Origin of the sequence: Afipia massiliensis, from assembly GCF_001006325.2 — a bacterium.
GTDB classification, from domain to species: Bacteria; Pseudomonadota; Alphaproteobacteria; order Rhizobiales; family Xanthobacteraceae; genus Afipia; species Afipia massiliensis_A.
In genome coordinates, this window is the sequence record NZ_LBIA02000001.1 from 4,408,396 (window position 1) to 4,425,600 (window position 17,205).

The 17,205-nt window shown below is 60.7% G+C and carries 15 protein-coding genes; 6 read left to right on the top strand and 9 right to left on the bottom strand.

What is annotated here, in order from left to right:
* The first annotated feature begins 11 nt into the window (after positions 1–11).
* Positions 12–1,259, top strand: coding sequence for a multidrug effflux MFS transporter (locus tag YH63_RS21200; protein ID WP_046830240.1), 1,248 nt, complete (start codon positions 12–14; stop codon positions 1,257–1,259).
* Positions 1,260–1,406: 147 nt separating this feature from the next.
* Positions 1,407–2,777, top strand: a complete 1,371-nt coding sequence (locus YH63_RS21205) for a TIGR03808 family TAT-translocated repetitive protein (RefSeq protein WP_046830241.1) — start codon at positions 1,407–1,409, stop codon at positions 2,775–2,777.
* On the opposite strand, the gene YH63_RS21210 is transcribed toward YH63_RS21205, so the two are convergent.
* The 6 genes from YH63_RS21210 to YH63_RS21235 all read right to left on the bottom strand — a co-directional run bounded on the left by YH63_RS21210 (position 2,733) and on the right by YH63_RS21235 (position 9,423).
* On the bottom strand, positions 2,733–3,062 hold the full coding sequence (locus YH63_RS21210) for a TIGR03809 family protein (protein WP_046830242.1): 330 nt from the start codon (positions 3,060–3,062) through the stop codon (positions 2,733–2,735). The two genes, YH63_RS21205 and YH63_RS21210, sit on opposite strands and share 45 nt — an antisense overlap.
* 165 nt (positions 3,063–3,227) lie before the next feature.
* A complete protein-coding gene (locus YH63_RS21215) occupies positions 3,228–5,522 on the bottom strand; it encodes a DUF4384 domain-containing protein (protein ID WP_046830243.1) in 2,295 nt (764 codons plus the stop codon).
* Positions 5,523–5,602: 80 nt separating this feature from the next.
* Positions 5,603–6,226, bottom strand: coding sequence for an OmpA family protein (locus tag YH63_RS21220; protein WP_246658099.1), 624 nt, complete (start codon positions 6,224–6,226; stop codon positions 5,603–5,605).
* A gap of 301 nt (positions 6,227–6,527) precedes the next feature.
* The gene (locus YH63_RS21225) at positions 6,528–7,991 is read right to left on the bottom strand and encodes a S8 family serine peptidase (protein WP_246658100.1); all 1,464 of its coding nucleotides are present in this window, start codon (positions 7,989–7,991) and stop codon (positions 6,528–6,530) included.
* Between the two features lie 194 nt (positions 7,992–8,185).
* Positions 8,186–8,857, bottom strand: coding sequence for a hypothetical protein (locus YH63_RS21230; protein WP_046830245.1), 672 nt, complete (start codon positions 8,855–8,857; stop codon positions 8,186–8,188).
* The gene (locus tag YH63_RS21235; protein ID WP_046830246.1) at positions 8,854–9,423 is read right to left on the bottom strand and encodes a sigma-70 family RNA polymerase sigma factor; all 570 of its coding nucleotides are present in this window, start codon (positions 9,421–9,423) and stop codon (positions 8,854–8,856) included. Before YH63_RS21235 ends, YH63_RS21230 begins: the two co-directional genes overlap by 4 nt.
* A gap of 311 nt (positions 9,424–9,734) precedes the next feature.
* Between YH63_RS21235 and YH63_RS21240 the strand changes: the two genes are divergently transcribed.
* Both YH63_RS21240 and YH63_RS21245 read left to right on the top strand, forming a co-directional pair.
* On the top strand, positions 9,735–10,895 hold the full coding sequence (locus YH63_RS21240) for a GGDEF domain-containing protein (protein WP_170978725.1): 1,161 nt from the start codon (positions 9,735–9,737) through the stop codon (positions 10,893–10,895).
* 67 nt (positions 10,896–10,962) lie between these two features.
* The gene (locus YH63_RS21245; protein WP_046830247.1) at positions 10,963–12,072 is read left to right on the top strand and encodes a DUF2336 domain-containing protein; all 1,110 of its coding nucleotides are present in this window, start codon (positions 10,963–10,965) and stop codon (positions 12,070–12,072) included.
* A 25-nt stretch (positions 12,073–12,097) separates the two neighbouring features.
* Here YH63_RS21245 and YH63_RS21250 read toward each other — a convergent pair whose 3' ends face one another.
* Positions 12,098–12,736: an NrsF family protein gene (locus YH63_RS21250; protein ID WP_046830248.1), complete on the bottom strand. Its 639-nt coding sequence runs from the start codon at positions 12,734–12,736 to the stop codon at positions 12,098–12,100.
* Between the two features lie 2 nt (positions 12,737–12,738).
* Positions 12,739–13,284: a sigma-70 family RNA polymerase sigma factor gene (locus tag YH63_RS21255; RefSeq protein ID WP_046830249.1), complete on the bottom strand. Its 546-nt coding sequence runs from the start codon at positions 13,282–13,284 to the stop codon at positions 12,739–12,741.
* An 83-nt stretch (positions 13,285–13,367) separates the two neighbouring features.
* Here YH63_RS21255 and YH63_RS21260 point away from each other — a divergent pair, with 83 nt between their 5' ends.
* Positions 13,368–14,231: a hypothetical protein gene (locus YH63_RS21260; protein WP_246658101.1), complete on the top strand. Its 864-nt coding sequence runs from the start codon at positions 13,368–13,370 to the stop codon at positions 14,229–14,231.
* Positions 14,232–14,411: 180 nt separating this feature from the next.
* The gene (locus YH63_RS21265) at positions 14,412–15,191 is read left to right on the top strand and encodes an enoyl-CoA hydratase (protein ID WP_046830251.1); all 780 of its coding nucleotides are present in this window, start codon (positions 14,412–14,414) and stop codon (positions 15,189–15,191) included.
* Here the strand turns inward: YH63_RS21265 and YH63_RS21270 are convergent.
* Positions 15,188–17,044, bottom strand: coding sequence for an acetyl-CoA hydrolase/transferase C-terminal domain-containing protein (locus YH63_RS21270; RefSeq protein WP_046830252.1), 1,857 nt, complete (start codon positions 17,042–17,044; stop codon positions 15,188–15,190). The two genes, YH63_RS21265 and YH63_RS21270, sit on opposite strands and share 4 nt — an antisense overlap.
* Between the last annotated feature and the right edge of the window lie 161 nt (positions 17,045–17,205).

The window sequence follows — 17,205 nt, forward strand, 5'->3', positions numbered from 1 at the left end:
GCGATGTCTTCATGACCGATACCAGTGCCAACGCTTGGGTTTCATCGACCCATCGCCCGATGGGCTTCCGCGAGTTCGTGGCCATCGTGGCTGCGATCATGGCGCTCAATCCGCTGGCCATGGATCTGATGCTGCCTGCCCTCCCTGACGTGGTCTCGGCATTCCACATCAGCAACGCCAACCGGGTGCAGGCCGTCCTCTCCGTGTTCCTGACCGGCTTCGGCGCCGGCCAGTTCATCATCGGGCCGCTGGCGGATCGCTTCGGACGGCGGCCGGTCCTGATCGGCGGATTGATCGTCTACGGCATCGCCAGTCTGCTCGCGATTATCGCGCCATCTTTTGAGACGCTGCTGCTCGCGCGCGGCCTGCAGGGGCTCAGCACGGCGGCGGCGCGGGTGATCGCCACGTCCATCGTGCGAGACTGCTACAGCGGCCGCCGCATGGCGAGCGTGATGTCGCTGGCCATGATGATCTTCATTTCGGTGCCGGTGATCGCTCCGTCATTCGGCCAGGCCATCATGCTGCTCGCGGAATGGCACGGCATTTTCATCGTGCTGCTGGTCTATGGCGTGCTGACGCTGAGCTGGATCATCATTCGCCTGCCGGAAACATTGCCGCTCACCGAGCGCAAATCCCTCGCCGTTGGCGAGGTGGCAAGCAACTTTCTTCAGACAATCAAGAACCGGCAAACCTTTGGTTACGCGTTGGCCGCCGGGAGCGTGCAGGGCATCCTGTTCGGTTACGTTCTGTCTTCGCAGCAAATCTTCACCGGCATCTACGGGCTTGGCCATTACTTCCCGCTCGCCTTCGCCGCAATTGCCATCGGGATCGCTGTCGCCGGCTTCGTGAACTCGCGCATTGTCGGCCGCTACGGCATGCGTATGATCTCGCATATCGCCCTCGTCGGCCAACTGGCTATCGCCACCGTCATGCTGACCGCGGCCCTCACCGGATGGCTTTCTCTCACTTTGTTCATGATCCTCGCCACAGGCAGCCTGTTTACATTCGGGTTGATGTTCTCCAATTTTGCCGCGCTGGCGATGGAGCCTCAGGGACATATAGCAGGAACCGCCTCGTCGCTGTTCGGATCGATCACAACGCTGATCGGAATCGTGATCGGCACCGCGATCGGCCAGTACTATGACGGCACGCTGGTTCCGCTCGCGACCGGCGGATTGCTGAGTTCGGCCGTCGCGCTTGCTGTCGTGTTCGTGGTTGAAAAAGGCCGGCTGTTTACGCCGCACAACGCGCCGATTTGAGCGGTTCTCAATCTCGATTCCATTAACCCTACCGTCGACAATCGTACGCGAATGCGCGTACGTGGGCATCGTTCGCTGTATTCCTGCATTAGGTCTTTACGATGCGATTCCCGTTCGGAAACGCAATCAGACCGATCGGGCCGCCGCATGGACATCAGCCGCCGCAATCTCATCAACGCTACCGCCGCCGGCGCGGCAGCAGGTGCGCTGACAACAGCACCTGCGCCCGCACGCGCCGCCCCGCTGACATCCACGCTCGGCCGTGACGCCACCCAATACGGCGTGCGGCCGAACAGTCCCGACGACCAGACCCGCGCCCTCCAGCGTGCCATCAATGAATCGTCCAATGCTCAGGTACCACTGGCGCTGCCGCCGGGAATCTATCGCACCGGCGCATTGAAGCTGCCGAATGGCGCCCGGCTTATCGGCGTCCACGGCGCGACGGTGCTGCAATTCACGGGCGGATCGTCGCTGGTCGGCAGCGACGGCGCGAGCAGTATCGCCCTCACCGGCCTCACGCTCGACGGCTCCGGAATCAAACTCCCCAACCGGCGCGGGCTGGTGCATTTCCAGAACGGCCTCGATGTCCGTGTCCAGGACTGCGACATCGTCGGCAGCGGCGGAAACGGCATCTGGTTCGAAACCATCGCGGGCGAAGTCAGCGGCAACACCATCCGCAAGACAGCGAGCACGGCATTCACGTCGTTCGACGCGCTTGGGCTGCTGGTCGCGCAGAACACCATTCAGGACGCGTCAGACAACGGCATCGAAATCCTGCGTCATACGATCGGCGATGACGGCACCATCGTCGTCAACAACCGTATCGATGACATCAAGGCAGGTCCCGGCGGCTCCGGCCAGCACGGCAACGCCATCAATGCGTTCCGCGCCGGCAACGTCATTGTCAGCGGCAACCGCATCCGCAACTGCGATTATTCAGCCGTGCGCGGCAACTCGGCATCGAACATCCAGATCACCGGCAATAGCGTCAGCAACGTCCGCGAGGTGGCGCTCTATTCGGAGTTCGCATTTGAAGGCGCGGTGATCGCCAACAACACCGTCGACATCTGCGCCGTCGGCGTATCGGTGGCGAATTTCAACGAAGGCGGCCGCATAGTGACCGTTCATGGCAACGTCATCCGGAATATGTTGCCGAAGCGCCCGATCGGCACCGCGCCGGACGATGATGCGGGCATTGGCATCGTCGTGGAAGCAGACGCCGCGGTCACTGGCAACGTGATCGAGAACGCGCCCTCATTCGGAATCATGGCCGGCTGGGGAAGATACCTGCGCGATGTGACTATCACCGGCAACGTGGTGCGCAACGCCTTCGTCGGGATCGGCGTATCGGTAGTGTCCGGCGCCGGCACGGCATTGGTCAGCAACAACCTGATTTCAGGATCGAGGGGTTCCGCGATCGTCGGGCTCGATCATGCGAAGACCGTGACCGCCGACCTGGGTAAGGAAGGAACCTCACGCTTTGCGCAAATCGCCCTGGGCCTCAACGCCGTGCGTTGACGGCATCTGCGTGAATGGCGACGGTAGAACGGCGGCGTCTTCCATTTGCGCGATCGCCACCTCGACGGGCTTGTCCTGAACCGGATCGGGGGGCGCAAGCTGCTCCCATGTGGCCAGCGCCACCCGGGCCTCCTGAATGACTTTCAGGAATTCCGGCTCCTTGTAATAGACCTTCCAGCGGCCGGTCTCGTAAAGTTCGATCAGATAATTAAGCCGTCGCTCCGCCAGCATGCGCCAGCGCGCTACGACACTTCGCCCACGATCGGCATCGCCGGAATTGGCCATTTCGATTCCAAGAAAGATCGCTGAAAAAAGACGTTCAGAAAATCACGCAAACGCAACGAATCGCTCAAGCTTCACAACAAGCACAATACGTATCTCAACTTTTGCCACAGATACATGCAACTTTCGTGACCCGGACTGACCGAAGGCCCGAAAACTCACTGATGATTAACGCACCTGGAGCCTGATCGCGGCGCGGAGTGACGTCCGCGACCCCGCCGCTGGCGGCTCACGGCCGGAGACAGCAGCCGAGCCGGTATTGGTCGTCCCCGCCACAGAGGGCGTGCCGGGCTTGACGGCTTCAACCGCAATCGAGCGCGCCAGAGTCCGGGTGTAATTCGGTACCGGTGTGAACTGGTTCTTGTTGAAGTCGTGCTGGATGCGGTCGCCGCCCCCCGCCTGGGTGGCGCACACAGCAGTCACGGTCTCGATCCCCTTGTCCTTCATCCGGAACTGAAATGGCGCACCGGCACCGGGGAATTGGATCGGCACGCCGGCCTTGATGAAGTTGTCCCGTTGAAAGGTGTTCGGCAGCAACACGGTCCCCTCACCCCGTTCGTCGATGTCAGTCAGGGTCAGGAAGCAGTCACGCGGCGCCACGACGGTAAAGACCGGCGTATCGCCGAGACGGTAGCTGTCCCGGTCCGACGTCAGGGACAGGTCGTCGCTGTTGCGAATCGGTTGTGGCACGGGCTGGGGCGGTCGCGCATTCCTGATGGCAACGATCTTGAGATCCGTGAGATCAGGCGCAATTCCACGGAACGACGCTTCGAACTGATCGCGCGGAACCGCTCCCTGCGCCAGCCGCCGGACCAGCGGCCGGTACTTCTGATCGACATCCGCGACGCCTTCATTGAACTCGGACTTCTTGAGGCCAAGCTCCGAGGCCGCCATCGTCAGATCGAGATCGTCCTCGTAGCGCTTGGCCAGCGCGTTGATCATTTCAATGCCATTCAGTTTCAGCGTCGAATCGAGGCCTGCGCGCTTCATTGCATCCGCGAACCGCTTCGCGTCGTCTTCGATCAGCGCATCCATCCTGGCATGCGGCGGATACAATCCCTCCACCGCATCGCGGACGTCCTTCGGGAAGACCCGTCCCTTCAGGACCAGTTCGCGAACGTCGTCCTTGGCTTTGCGCATGCCCTGATCGTGGCAGCCCATGCAGGAAATGCCGTTCGTCACCGAAAAGTCCTTGCGCGACGGATCGCGCACGATAGCAGTCGGCCCCTTGTCGATCCGGTCGCCTTTCGCCGTGTTCAGATAGTAGGCCTGAAAGCCATTGGGCAGGCTGTAGATCGTCTCGCCGCCATCATGATGGAAAGCGTTCGGGCCAGTGGGGCCAAGCGGAAAGTCGAACAGGCTCTGACGGTCGCGGTTGCCGGCGAAGTCATACGAGGTCCAGAAAAAACCGCTGCGCGAGGGATGCCGCTCGATCAGGCGATTGTTCTGGCTGACGCCGGACCGCTGGAATGCAGCACGCTGCGCGACGAAGTTGCGGATGTTTCCCTCGACATCGACGCCCTGCTCTCTCGCAAGCTGCTGGAAGGTGTTCGGCAGTTGGAGCAGCACATCATAGAGCGGCGGCTGCGACGCAGTGAACGCGAACCAGTCGGCGCGCACATATGGTATCGGCGTTGCCGCCCCCGAGGCCAGCGTGCGACTGGCTTCCGAATCCGGCACGGCGTTGTAGGGATAGGCTGCGATCACATTGTCCCAGTCGGCGGCTTTCCAGCCGAGATCGAGAAGATTGAAGCGCAGGATGCTGCCTTCCGGGTCGATCGTTTCCAGCTTGACGACGTCGGACGAACGGCTGAGCGAATTGAGGAACTTCACCGCAGCCTGCTGATAGACCTTCATCGCAGCCGGATCGGCGCAGATATTGGTGAGATGGGTCAGCGTCAGGTAGCGTGTCGTCGCCCGGCGTTGCGGCCGCTGCTTGCCAAGGTCCGCCGCCATGAAGGACGCCATGTCGTCGGGCGTGATGAACTTGTGCGTCTCGCAACTGGCGACGGCCTTGGCGCCAAGTGCACTGACCCAGTTCTCAAGCGCCTTGAGATCGGCCTCGGAAGGCGGCACATGCGACGAGCCCTCGTAATAGATGTCGTACGGCATCTCCTTGTCGACGATCTGACGGAACAGCTTCGACCCCAGCGGATTTCCCGGCAGGACATAGTGCGGATTGACGGCAAGCTCATCGAGTTGGAGAACGTTGCCGAAGTTCTTCGCAGGCCGCTCGCGGTCGACCAGCTTGTCTTGCTGATGACAACGCGCGCAGTGCTTGTCGAGAACATCGAACGCGGCTTTCGCAACCGGGTCGGATGGCGGAACGATCGCGTTTGCCACCGCTGCGTTATCCTTAGGCTTCGCATCCTGTGCGATCGATGGTCCGGCAACGCCGAGAACCAATCCCGCCGCAACCGCTATGCTAAACGCACGCAGAGCAACCTCCGCAAACCCGCTCATCAAATATGTCCCCTCAAAACCGTTAGCTTCACAATCAACGCCACGGATTAGTCGTGTCAGGAACCGCACGAGTTCAGGTATCAACGCCCCGCCGCTGCCTGTACGGTGGTATTCACGATTTGCACGCGGCGGTTTTCCTCGCCGAGCGGATTGGCCGGATTCTTCAGCTGCTCCTTGCCGAAGCCTGCCGCGATCAGAGTATCGGGTACGAGCCTGTACTGCTCGATCAGAACGCGCCGCACTGAATTGGCGCGGCGTTGCGACAGCATCTGGTTGTAGTCCGCACCACCCGCAGCATCAGTATGGCCGTTAATGAAGAACACCGATCCCTTCAGATCCTGCCGCGACAACGCATTGCCGAGCGCAACCAACGCCGGCACTGCCTTCGGGCTGATGTCAGCCGAGTTGAATTCAAACAGGATTTCTAGATCGATGGCCGGCTTGTCGCGCGCGATGTCCGCGATCTGCGCCCGTTCGTCGGCAGTCGGCGCCTGAGCAGGTTCGACACTGATCGAGCGTGCCCGCAAACGATCGACAATCTGCTTCTCTGCGACAGCCGCCGGGTCCGGCACTGCCGTAATGCTGCGTGTCAGCGGTTTCTTCGCTTGCAGCGCGGTGCCGATCTGGTCCTCGAGCGACTGTGCGTAAAGCGACGCGGGACAGAAAGCGAGAGCCAACGCCAATATCAGTGCCGTCCTGGTCACAAAATCCGTTCCCGCCAATTGATTCTGCATGCCCGCAGTGTCTTTCACAAAGATACGTTTCGCAGCAAAATTCGTAGGAAATCGGCCATCACCCAAGTGGTGATCCAGATTGCAGCACCGAGAAATGACGGCCCGTCCGTGGGACATCGGACGGGCCGAACCGGGACGGCACGAGGGTGGATGGGCGCCCGCACCGTTCAGGCCGCTGGAACGAAGGTTTCGTCACCAACCGGGATTGGTCGAGCGGAAAGTGCACGGGGTTCAGGCCAAATGTCAGCTTCGCGCAAACCCTGCGACACCGTCAGCGTTTTGACGTGTCGTCCGATGCGGCCGCTACCGGCGCAGGTATAACCGCCGAAACAGCGCTGAACGCATCGGCCTGCCCCGCCCCGAACTGGTCGTCGCGCCCCTTTGGCCCGAGATCGCGCGCCGTCGACGTCAATGTGGCACGGACGTCCGCGGATGAAATCCCAGGGTTGCGCGCAATCATCAGCGCCGCCACGCCACTGACATATGCGGCGGACAGCGAAGTGCCGGACGACATCTGGTACTTGCCGTCAGGCGCCGGCGACAGAATGTCCACGCCAGGTGCCGAGATCGCGACATAGCTGCCGCGATTCGACTGCACGAACAGCCGATCCGACTGGTCGGTGGCCGTCACGGCGATCACGTTGCGATCGGCCGCAGGATAGAGCGGCGGCGACTTCACGCCTGCATTGCCGGCGGCAGCCACCAGTACGATGCCCTTTGCGGCGGCAGCGGCAAGCCCACGCTCCATCGCCGGATCGTGCGGTCCCGCGAAGCTCATGTTGATGATCCGCGCATTCTTCGCCAGCGCGTAGTCGAGACTTTTCAGAATCAGGAAAGATGTGCTTTCCGCACCGCTCTTCTGGGACCCGAACGCGCGGATCGCCAGCAGGTGCGACGACGGGGCCGTTCCCATCAAGCGTGCATGGGAGGCGATAACGCCCGCGATGCTGGTGCCGTGAGGATGCGGCCCTTCGCCATTGTTCAATGCGTCGAATGTTCCGGTGATGACCCCGGCCAATTCAGGATGAGTGACGTCGATCCCGGAATCGATCACCGCGATTGTCACATCCGCACCAACCGAGAGCGCATGCGCTTCGGGCAGCCGCATCTTGGCGAGCGCATATTGCACAGGGTCGCCCTGGGATTTTGCACCCGCGGGGGTCGCGTCCTGTTGCAGCTTGAAGATGTTGTTGCGCTGCGCCGCCTTGACGTTTCCGCCGGCAACCAGTTCACGCACCACCGTATCGACCGAGCGTGAGTCGGTTATCCGCCAGCGGAAAAACGTGCTGTTTGTCAGGGGGAAATTTTGCGATTGAACCCGCGTCAGACGGTGACGCCGTGCGAGTTCATCGGCCTGCGCATCCGTCGGGGTACCAGCGATCTCGATCAATACTTCCTTCGCGACGTAAGTATTATCAGCCGCGACAGGCGCGGATTTCTTCCCAGCGTTTTTATTTGGCTGCTGCTTCTTGCGATAGTTAGGCGGCGGGTCATCGTAATAGTCCGCCGGCGGACCGTCGTATTCACGCACGATATATGGACGCGGTTTCGGACGGATACGGTCATATCCGTCGTATCCAATGTTGGGCCGTATCGTCGGATTGATGTTGATGCGCGGCCCCACGTTCATGCTGGGACCTGTCCGCATGCTCATGCCGCTGTACTGTGCGAATGCCTGCGGGGTTGCCAGGCTGAGGATCACTGCTGCGACAGCGATCGATCGCGCGGACCGCATAAGGCGGGCCTTTCGGATGAAATCCCCCTTCCCTTTGCCTGTCTCAGTCATCTGACGTCCTCGCAAATTTATGCGTGCGCCGGCGCGGGCGCGCGGGTGAGGTCCCCTCTCCTCCCGAAGCTTGACGCCGTGGACGGCGGCCAAGCCCGGGATACAACCTAGCTCGGCATCCGAACGGATGCCCGGACCAAGAACTAGTCGGCGCTCACGACGAGGCTGATAATCTTTTCAGCCTGGAGGCGCGTCATAAGCTGCGCCGCGTCCTGCTTTGACAGGGCCTTGTCACCGAACTGAACGCGGAACATGCCGGCCTTCGGACCAGAAACGATGGACGCGTTGTAGTTGTTAAGCAACTGCGCAATGTCGTCGGCCTTGGCGTCGGGCGCAAAGCGGATCAGACCAAACGTTCCGGCTGTCGACTGCGCCGGAAATGCGGCCGTCTGGAAATTACCGCCCGCGCGATCCTTGACCAGCACGGTTCCGATCACCCCTGCCTGCAGCAGGACCAGCACCGCACCGGCGACACCTGCATAAGCCAGCGTGCGCGGCGACAGGCTGGAGAAGAACCCGGCGATACGCATCACAGGATTGAAAGCCGCGCCCTTGCGCGCCGGCTCGGCATCGATGGCGGCGAACAGTTTCTGCATGGCTCGCGACGACGGCGCGCCAAGGCTCTCGTTCAGCAGGATCGTTTCAGCGTATTCATCCTGAATCGCCGCATATTGCCGCGCAAGATCGGGATCGCTGGCGAGCGCCTCATCGACACGGCGGGCGTCACGCAGGTTGAGCGTGCCCGCAGCATGGAACGGCAACAGAGCCTCAATCTCGGTGGGCTCGCGATCGGTTTGCTTGCTCGTGGCAGTCATGGCCAACCTCGCTCTATGCCGGCTGCCTTGAGCAACTCGGCCAATTTCTTTCGCGCGTAGAACAGGCGCGTCTTCACCGTATTCTCCGGGATGCCCACGATTTCGGCCACTTCTTCCACGGATTTCTCGTGGTAGTAGACGAGATCGACGATCTCCCGATGTTCTGGCGAAAGTGCGGTCAGGCAATTCCGCAATGCGTTACTCGTGTCCTTCTTCGCGGCCGTGACCTCCGGATTGTCGGACGTGTCCTCGATCGCGGCAGCCGTCTCGTCGTCCAGTTCCGCGTCCTTCCTCTTGCGGAGGGCGGACAGGGCCTTGAACCGGGTGATCGCCAGCAGCCACGTAGAAACGGCGGACCGGCCCTCAAACTTGCCGGCCTGACGCCACACATCGAGGAAAACCTCACTGATGAGATCTTCCGCGATGGACTCGTTTCGAACGAGCCGCAGCGAGAAGCGAAACACCCGTACATGGTGCCTTCCGTAAAGCACCTGCATGGCGAGCCGGTCACCTTGGGCGATGCGACCGATCAGAACCTCGTCCGATGTCGCGTGGGTTGCACTCAATGGCCGTCTCGCAAGGTTGGTCGCATGCGACTGGGAAGAGGTTCGATCAAATCGGTGAAAATCTTCGCGATTTCCCGAAATTGTCCGGATTGGCGATGCGCAAAATGCCCCTGAATCATGAACAAGGGCAAGTCGCCCGGCCCTTGTGACGGAAAGAGGTATATTTTTACCTAAACTCAACCATTCCTGGCGAACGGCGACCGATCCCGAGACGGCCGGCCTGTTCAAAGTTTCCACCGCCATCCCAATGATACCAAACCTAAAGGCTTTCCCGCCTACAGTCCCGCATTGCATTCCTTCACGGCGAGTTCATGCGCGGCGCAACGTCATCGGCCCCCGTATCCCTGATAGGCGGTCTCGACCGAAAGCATTCGGCCGTCGAGATCGAATTGTCACCAGAGATTCTCGCACGCCGCGCAAAGCAGCGGCGGCAAATGCTCGATATGACCGGCGTCAGCTACATGATCGACGCCGGGATCCTGCTGATCTACGCCTACGCTGGCGCCACCAGTTTCGTGATTGCACCGGCCTACGCGGCTTGCGGGCTGCTGTCGGTCGCGGTGTATATCGCGATATCCGAAGCCAAGGTGAACGACCGGTTCCGGGATCACTACTTCATCTCGCAGCAAACCAGCATCAGCCTGATGATCATGCTGGTGTTCTTGTACTTCGCGCCGGAAGTCGGCTGCCTGTTCCTCTGCTCGATTTTCCTGGTCTTCACGTTTGGCGCCCTGCGATCCACCCCCCGTCAGACCATCATCGGGTGGACGACGGCTGCTGTCGGCCTGACGGCCTTGTTTCTCCTGACCGACAAACCCATCGGCATGCCTACCGGCACGCCGCTGGAGCGCTTCGCGACCATGCTGGTTTTCATTCTCGTGCTTGCGCGCGGCATGATCGTCGGACTGTTCAGCAGTTCGTTGCACGAATCTCTCTACAGGCGCGGCATCGAACTGAAGAAAGCCTATCAGCGCATCGAGGAACTCGCCGAACTCGACGAGTTAACCGGATCGCTCAACCGCCGCTCCATCATGCAGACCCTCGACGAGGAAATCATCCGCGCCCGGCGCAGCAATGTACCTTGCGCCGTCGCCCTGATCGACCTCGATTGGTTCAAGCGGATCAATGACCGCTTTGGTCACCCCGCGGGCGATGAAGCGTTGCGGGCTTTTGCCATCACCGTATTCGCAAACATTCGCAGCATCGACAAATTCGGCCGTTACGGTGGCGAGGAATTCCTGCTCATTCTTCCGGAGACATCGGACGGCGCCGCACTGCGCACCGTCGACCGGCTGCGCGGGATCGTAGCGGCCCTCGACTGGAGCGCGATTTCACAGGACATGAGCGTCACGATGTCGGCAGGCCTCGCTACGCTTCGCGCGGACGATACCGCGGACACCATTCTCGCCCGTGCCGACCGGCTTCTCTACCAGGCCAAGGACATGGGGCGGAATCGAGTTGTCGCGGGCTAGTTTACATTTTCGTCAGCCAAGAACCTGGCTGGCATTCCTTGCTTCGGCGTTTCCAGGACAGAAAGTCATGAGTTCGAGACCAACAGCGCGGCCTGCAAATCTTCTCGATGAACTGCAAAATGCTCTCGCGCACGGTACCGTCGCGCGCCGCGTGGAAACGTTACGCCGGGTCACCGATCTCTTTCTGTACGGTGTGGCGGACTATTCCGACGAACAGATTGAGGTTTTCGATGACGTCTTTCATTGCCTGATCGAAGAAATCGAGACCTCCGCCAAATCACTGCTCGCAAAGCGCCTCGCGCCCGTATCTAAAGCTCCGCCACGTCTGATCTATACGCTGGCTTTCGATGACGAAATCGAAATTGCTGCGCCGGTGCTGTCGCATTCGGAAAGACTGAATGACGACATGCTGATCGCAAACGCGCGCAGCAAAAGCCAAGGCCATCTGCTTGCGATCTCAAAGCGCAAAGTTCTGAGCAACGCGGTGACCGACGTTCTGGTCGAACGCGGCAATAACGAAGTCGTCGAGAGCGCAGTCAACAATCCAGGCGCGGAATTTTCGGACAAGGGTTTCACAGAGCTTGTTTCCCGCGCAGAGGGCAATGATGAACTTGCGACATGCCTCGGGACAAGGCGGGGAATTCCGAGGCCGCATTATCTCAAGTTGATAGCAAGAGCCTCGGACTCCGTGCGGGAGCGGCTCCAGGCCGCCAACCCGCGCGCGGCGGACGACATCTCGGCGGCCGTTAAGCAGGCAGCCCTTAATGTCGATCCCGGAGCAGGCGGCGAGAAAGCGGCCCATGCCTATCGGCTTGTAAAATCTCTCTCTGACGACGGACGCCTCGACGAAAGGCAGATTGCCGAATTTGCCGCCGCCGGACGGTTCGAGGAAACCTGTGCCGCGCTCGCGATATGTGCGAACGTTCCGGTCACGACCGTCGAAAACATGATGATCGAGTCGCGCTCAGAAGGATTGATGGTTCTCGCCAAGGTCGCCGGGCTGTCCTGGATGTCTCTCAAGCTCGTTCTTGAATTGGGGGGCGACACATCGGAAACCGAGATCGAGACTATCGACGATCACAAATCGAGCTACGATATGCTGCGCCCGTCCACTGCCCAGCAAGTGCTGCGCTTCTACCGCATGCGACAGGACACCGCGCAGACCGAGCCGGCTTGATATCGATCGCTGAGCCACCGCGAATCTAGAATCTCAAGACACGCGATCCTGCGAGCGCGCCAATCGCCGCGACGAACCCAATGGCAATCGTGTACCAGGTCGCTACGAACATCGGCGAATCGTCGGTGCAGTGCGCCGCGTATAGCGTCGCAGCCAGTCCCGCCGACAGCAGTCCGGCGAACGCGCCGGCCACGGCCGGTCGCGATGACGCGCCGCGGCGCAAGGCGAACAACGCGGCCACCAGCAACGGCAATGACAGCAGCGGTATGGCTACAAGACAGACCCTCGAATTAGAGCCCATCATCCGTGTCGACATCGGCGCGCGATGCGGCATCATCATCTCACTCATCAAGCCGATGCCGAGCAATCCGACCGGAATGGCCAGCAGCCACGCCCAGCGTCCAAGCGAGGCTTCAGGCCGCGACAGATGCAGGCTGATGGCGATGGCGGCCGCGGCCAGTGCCATGGTGATCACGAATTTCAGATCGAAGAATGGATTGCGCATGGCGGTCATAACGTCAGACCGCACACCAAGCCCGGCAAGGAACAGCGCGGTCGAGACCGGAACCGCGAGCACCAGTGCAACCAGCAGCAGATTGCCGACAGGGCGTTCATGGACGTCGTTGTCGGCGGCGAGCGTGCGGATGAGATCGTTGGTATCCATGGTCACTCTTTCCGCAGTTTGCTTGCGAGGCCCGTCAGCCCCCGATGCAATGCCACGCGCACTGCGCCCTCGGTCATCGAAAGCTTTGCAGCCGTCTCCTTGATCGAGGCGCTGTCGACGGCGATCGATTGCAGCACGTCCCGCTGCCGCTTCGGCAGTCCGTTGAGATGGGTTGTGACCTCACTGGCCGGAACGCTCTCCTCAACTGGCGCACCCGCCAACGTCTCCGAAAAGTCGTCGATGTTGACGAATATCCGCCGACCGCGACGGCGCAGGGCGTCGATCAGCTTGTTGCGTGCAATTGCGAACAGCCATGGCGCGAACGGGGCGTTCGGATCCCAGGTATGCCGCTTCAGATGCACAGCGAATAAGATGTCCTGCACGATGTCCTCGGATTGGTCGACGGGCTGACCGGCCCGTGCCAAGCCACGACGCGCCCCTGCTCGCAGGACCGGCGTCACGGCCTTGAGGAGGCGATGATATGCGGCGTTGTCTCCGGCATTGGCCGATCGCATCAGATCGGTCCATTCGTCTTCACGTCCGCGCACGCGCGCTCCTATCAAGGAAATTCGCTCCTGTTCCTAAAGTGTTACGGACAGAAACTGCAATCACGCAATCGTGAGCAAGGCCGTTGGGGAACCCGGCGACCCGATCCCGAAGCATCTGCTCTGGGTCGTTTTTAGGGCAAAAGATCACAAGATTCCCTTTTTCTGCCGTCCTGTGGCCATTCCGCACCGGTCTGTTCCCTGTGCTGGAGACTCTGGCAAAAGGGGAGATTGCCATGCGGATAAGGAGTGCAGGTTTAGCGGCCTTGGTTGCTGCTGCCGGAATCTGGATGAGCTTTTCGGGCGAGCCCGCAATGGCTGCCAAATCAACAGCAGCGAAGGCCGCGAAAAGCAGCGTAGCTACCGCCGATCGCCCGATCGTTCTGTCGAAATTCAAGAAGCAGCGCGCTCACGCTGCGAAGAAATCCCGAACGGCCCAGGCGCGGCAAGCTAAAAGAGCAACGTCCAAGGCATCATCGAAAGCTAAAGTTCTCGCGGAAAAGTCTGCCGACAAGTCGGGGGCCGCAGGGAACAAGGTCGTGGCCGATGCGAGCAAGAGCGAGCTGCCGGTGTCGGTGGCCAATGCCCGTGCTCAGGCGCTGGCCGTTGACCAGGCACGGAATATTGCCGCTCTCGATAGTACCGATGTTGCTGTTGTGGACGGCATGCAACTCGCTTCCGCTGACCAGTTGACCGATGCCGACCGCGCAGCGACGGCAGACGCTGCGGTGGCGCAAGATCTCATCGCTCCAACTCCGCCAGTTGCGGCCCCACCGTCACCATCGGCCCCAAGCAGCAAGATCCTGCGGCCGGTTTCGACTGCAGAAAAGCCGGTGCTGAAGACCGACGACAGCGATCCCTGGAGCAAAACCTCGTTGATCGGGAAGATTTTCATCGCCTTCGGAAGCCTGCTGACGCTGGCATCGGCGGCCCGCCTGATGATCGCCTGACGCAAACACCATCTGCATCAGACGCAAACGCCGGTTCGCACCCCGCGAACCGGCGTTTTTGTTGCTTAGGTGACGATCAGTTCTGACATCGCCGGTCTTGCAGAGACAGGCCCCGGAAGGCACATTGCGGCTAACGGCGCGCCACGCGCTGATTTTCAGACATTCTTCAAGGGGCAAAACATGACGGCATTCGAACACATCATCGTTGAGAGCAAGGGCGCGGTCGGCATCGTGAAAATCAACCGACCTAAAATGCTCAATGCTCTCTCCTTCGATGTCTTCAGCGAAATCGCGACGGCCATCGACGACCTCGAAGAAGACGATGCCATCGGCTGTATCGTTGTCACCGGAGACGAAAAGGCATTCGCCGCCGGCGCCGACATCAAGGAAATGCAGCCGAAGAAATTCATCGACATGTTCAGCCAGGACTTCATGGACATCGGTGGTGACCGCGTCACGACCTGCAAGAAGCCGACTATCGCCGCAGTCAGCGGCTATGCGCTCGGCGGCGGCTGTGAACTCGCCATGATGTGCGACATCATCATCGCTTCAGACACTGCCAAGTTCGGGCAGCCGGAAATCACCCTCGGCACCATTCCGGGGCTGGGCGGTACGCAGCGCCTCACCCGCGCCGTCGGCAAATCCAAGGCGATGGACCTGTGCCTGACCGGACGCATGATGGATGCGGCGGAAGCCGAACGCTCCGGGCTGGTCAGCCGCATCTTCCCGGCCGACAAGCTGATGGAAGAGGTGCTTGCAATCGCCGACAAGATTGCTGCGATGTCGCGGCCGGTCGCGGCGATGGCGAAGAGCGCAGTCAATCGCGCGCTGGAAACATCCCTCGCGGAGGGCATGAACGTCGAAGGCGATCTGTTCCACGCGACATTCGCACTTGAGGATCGCGCCGAAGGCATGGCCGCCTTCATCGACAAGCGGAAGCCGAATTTCAGAAACCGCTAGTTATTTCGGCTCCGGGCGAGAGCGGCACTGACCAGTGCCCTATAGAGCCGATCCGAGAACGATTGAGGCCGGTCAAGCTGTAACCGAGCGAGACCGGCCGCTGTTTCCGCGTCCGGCGGACCGGCACGAAAGCCCTGCCAGGCAAGCTCAAGCAGACTGAGTTTGCTGGCGGTCGCTTCTTTGAGTATCTGCAAGGCTGGGATCAGCCGCTGCTCAACATCGGTGAAATCGCTGCCGAACGGAAATGCCGGAAGTAATCCCGCGTCGCGCGATGGCTTCAAGGCCGCAGTTATGCGATCCGGAAAATTCTCGCGATGGGCTACGGGAATTTCATAGGCCTTCGGCAGCTTGCCTGCGTCCTTGGCCTGCCGCATCAGTTCGGGTTGAAAGCGCGAATCCGCGACGCACAGCATTGCTGCGATGACATCCGCATCCGATTTCCCCCAGAGATCGGCAACGCCATACTCGGTGATGATGACATCGCGCAAGTGACGCGGAATCGTGGTGTGACCATAGGACCAGCGGATATTCGAGGCCGCTGTCTTGCCGGAGCCACGCGTCGACTCCAGGGTCAACATCGAGCGTGCGCCTTCAAGCGCAAATGCCTGCGCCACGAAATTGTATTGGCCACCGACGCCGCTCACCACCTGACCCGTATCGAGACCGTCCGAGATCGCAGCGCCCATCAAGGTCGCCATCATCGCATTGTTGACAAATCGCGCGTCAACGCGCGAATGTCGCTTGGCGTCTTCGCCACCATAGAGCTGGTTGGTGAAAGACACCGGGACCATCTGGATGCGTTCGATCTGCCCGGGCTTCATCTCGCGCAGGGCGCGGTAGAAGGATTTCGGCCCCAGGAAGAACGCCGCGTGCAGCAACGCCCCATCGACCTCACGCTTCAACACTCCGGCGTCGATTAGCGCGAGGAACGCTTCGACGAACATTTCGCTGACGCCGTAAAGACCTGCCGTGAACGGCCCCGCCTCGCGCAGCGGCTGCTCGGGTGCGAGCCGCGACATGACTTCGCGATAGGCTTTGTTGTCACGATGACGAACGATCAGGCCTTGTGCCAGCGCATCGCCAACCTGCCCGATGCCGATTTGCAGGGTGCCACCGTCCCGTATCAGTCCCGCAGAATGAAGCCCGATTGCGTATTTCGTATCGGAGACCGGCTCCGACGGCGGAGCAAACAGCGGAAAGTCCGTCTCCGGACTGTCGAGCACCGCATGAAATTCGTCGGAAGCCAGATCGCCCTGCCCCGGCATGAACGGCAATTCGGAATTCACCTGCGCCACGATCTTGAACGCAATGCGGCCTTCCGAGCGCGCCTTCATGAGGTCGAGAGTCGTGTCAGTGTTGCTGCTCAGGCTGTAGCGCGTCTGGCCGTCGACCACGCGCTTGGCCACAAGCTGAGCGATCACATTCACGCCACGTGTCAAAAGATACGACGACGCATGGGTATAGTTGGCTGAGATGTAGTGCTGCTGTGGATAGGCATTGCCAAGCCATTTTCCCGCCAGGAAGAAGAACTCGATGACTTCGATGTTCGGCGGCAGTGCTTTGGCATGCAGCGCCCTGGCGTAATCCAGATCGGGATACCCACCAAACAACCGATCGATCACCGGCTCTATGAATCGTCGCTCGAGATCAGCCGATGGCGTCGGCTTCTCCAACGTCAGAGCAGTAAAAATGGTCAGATGGATCGAGCGGTCGCTTGCCGCGCGCTGATAGAGAGCATTGACGATGTGGTTGGCCTTGCCGAGTCCCAGCGGCAGACCAACCACCAGCCTGGTCCCGACCTCGCGAATGATGTCGTCCGCGATTGCTTCAGGGTCGGAAAAAATTCTTGGCATCGGATGTCTGTCGATCCACTGCGCCGGACGTGCCGCCGGAAGACCACGCGGGAGGGCGCGGCAGATTGCTCTTGATGGGCTGCCGCTAATTTCACCACAGGACGTTGATCGGTCAAGAAATTACGGCTCACCGCGACAACAAATCAGTGCACATTCGTCGA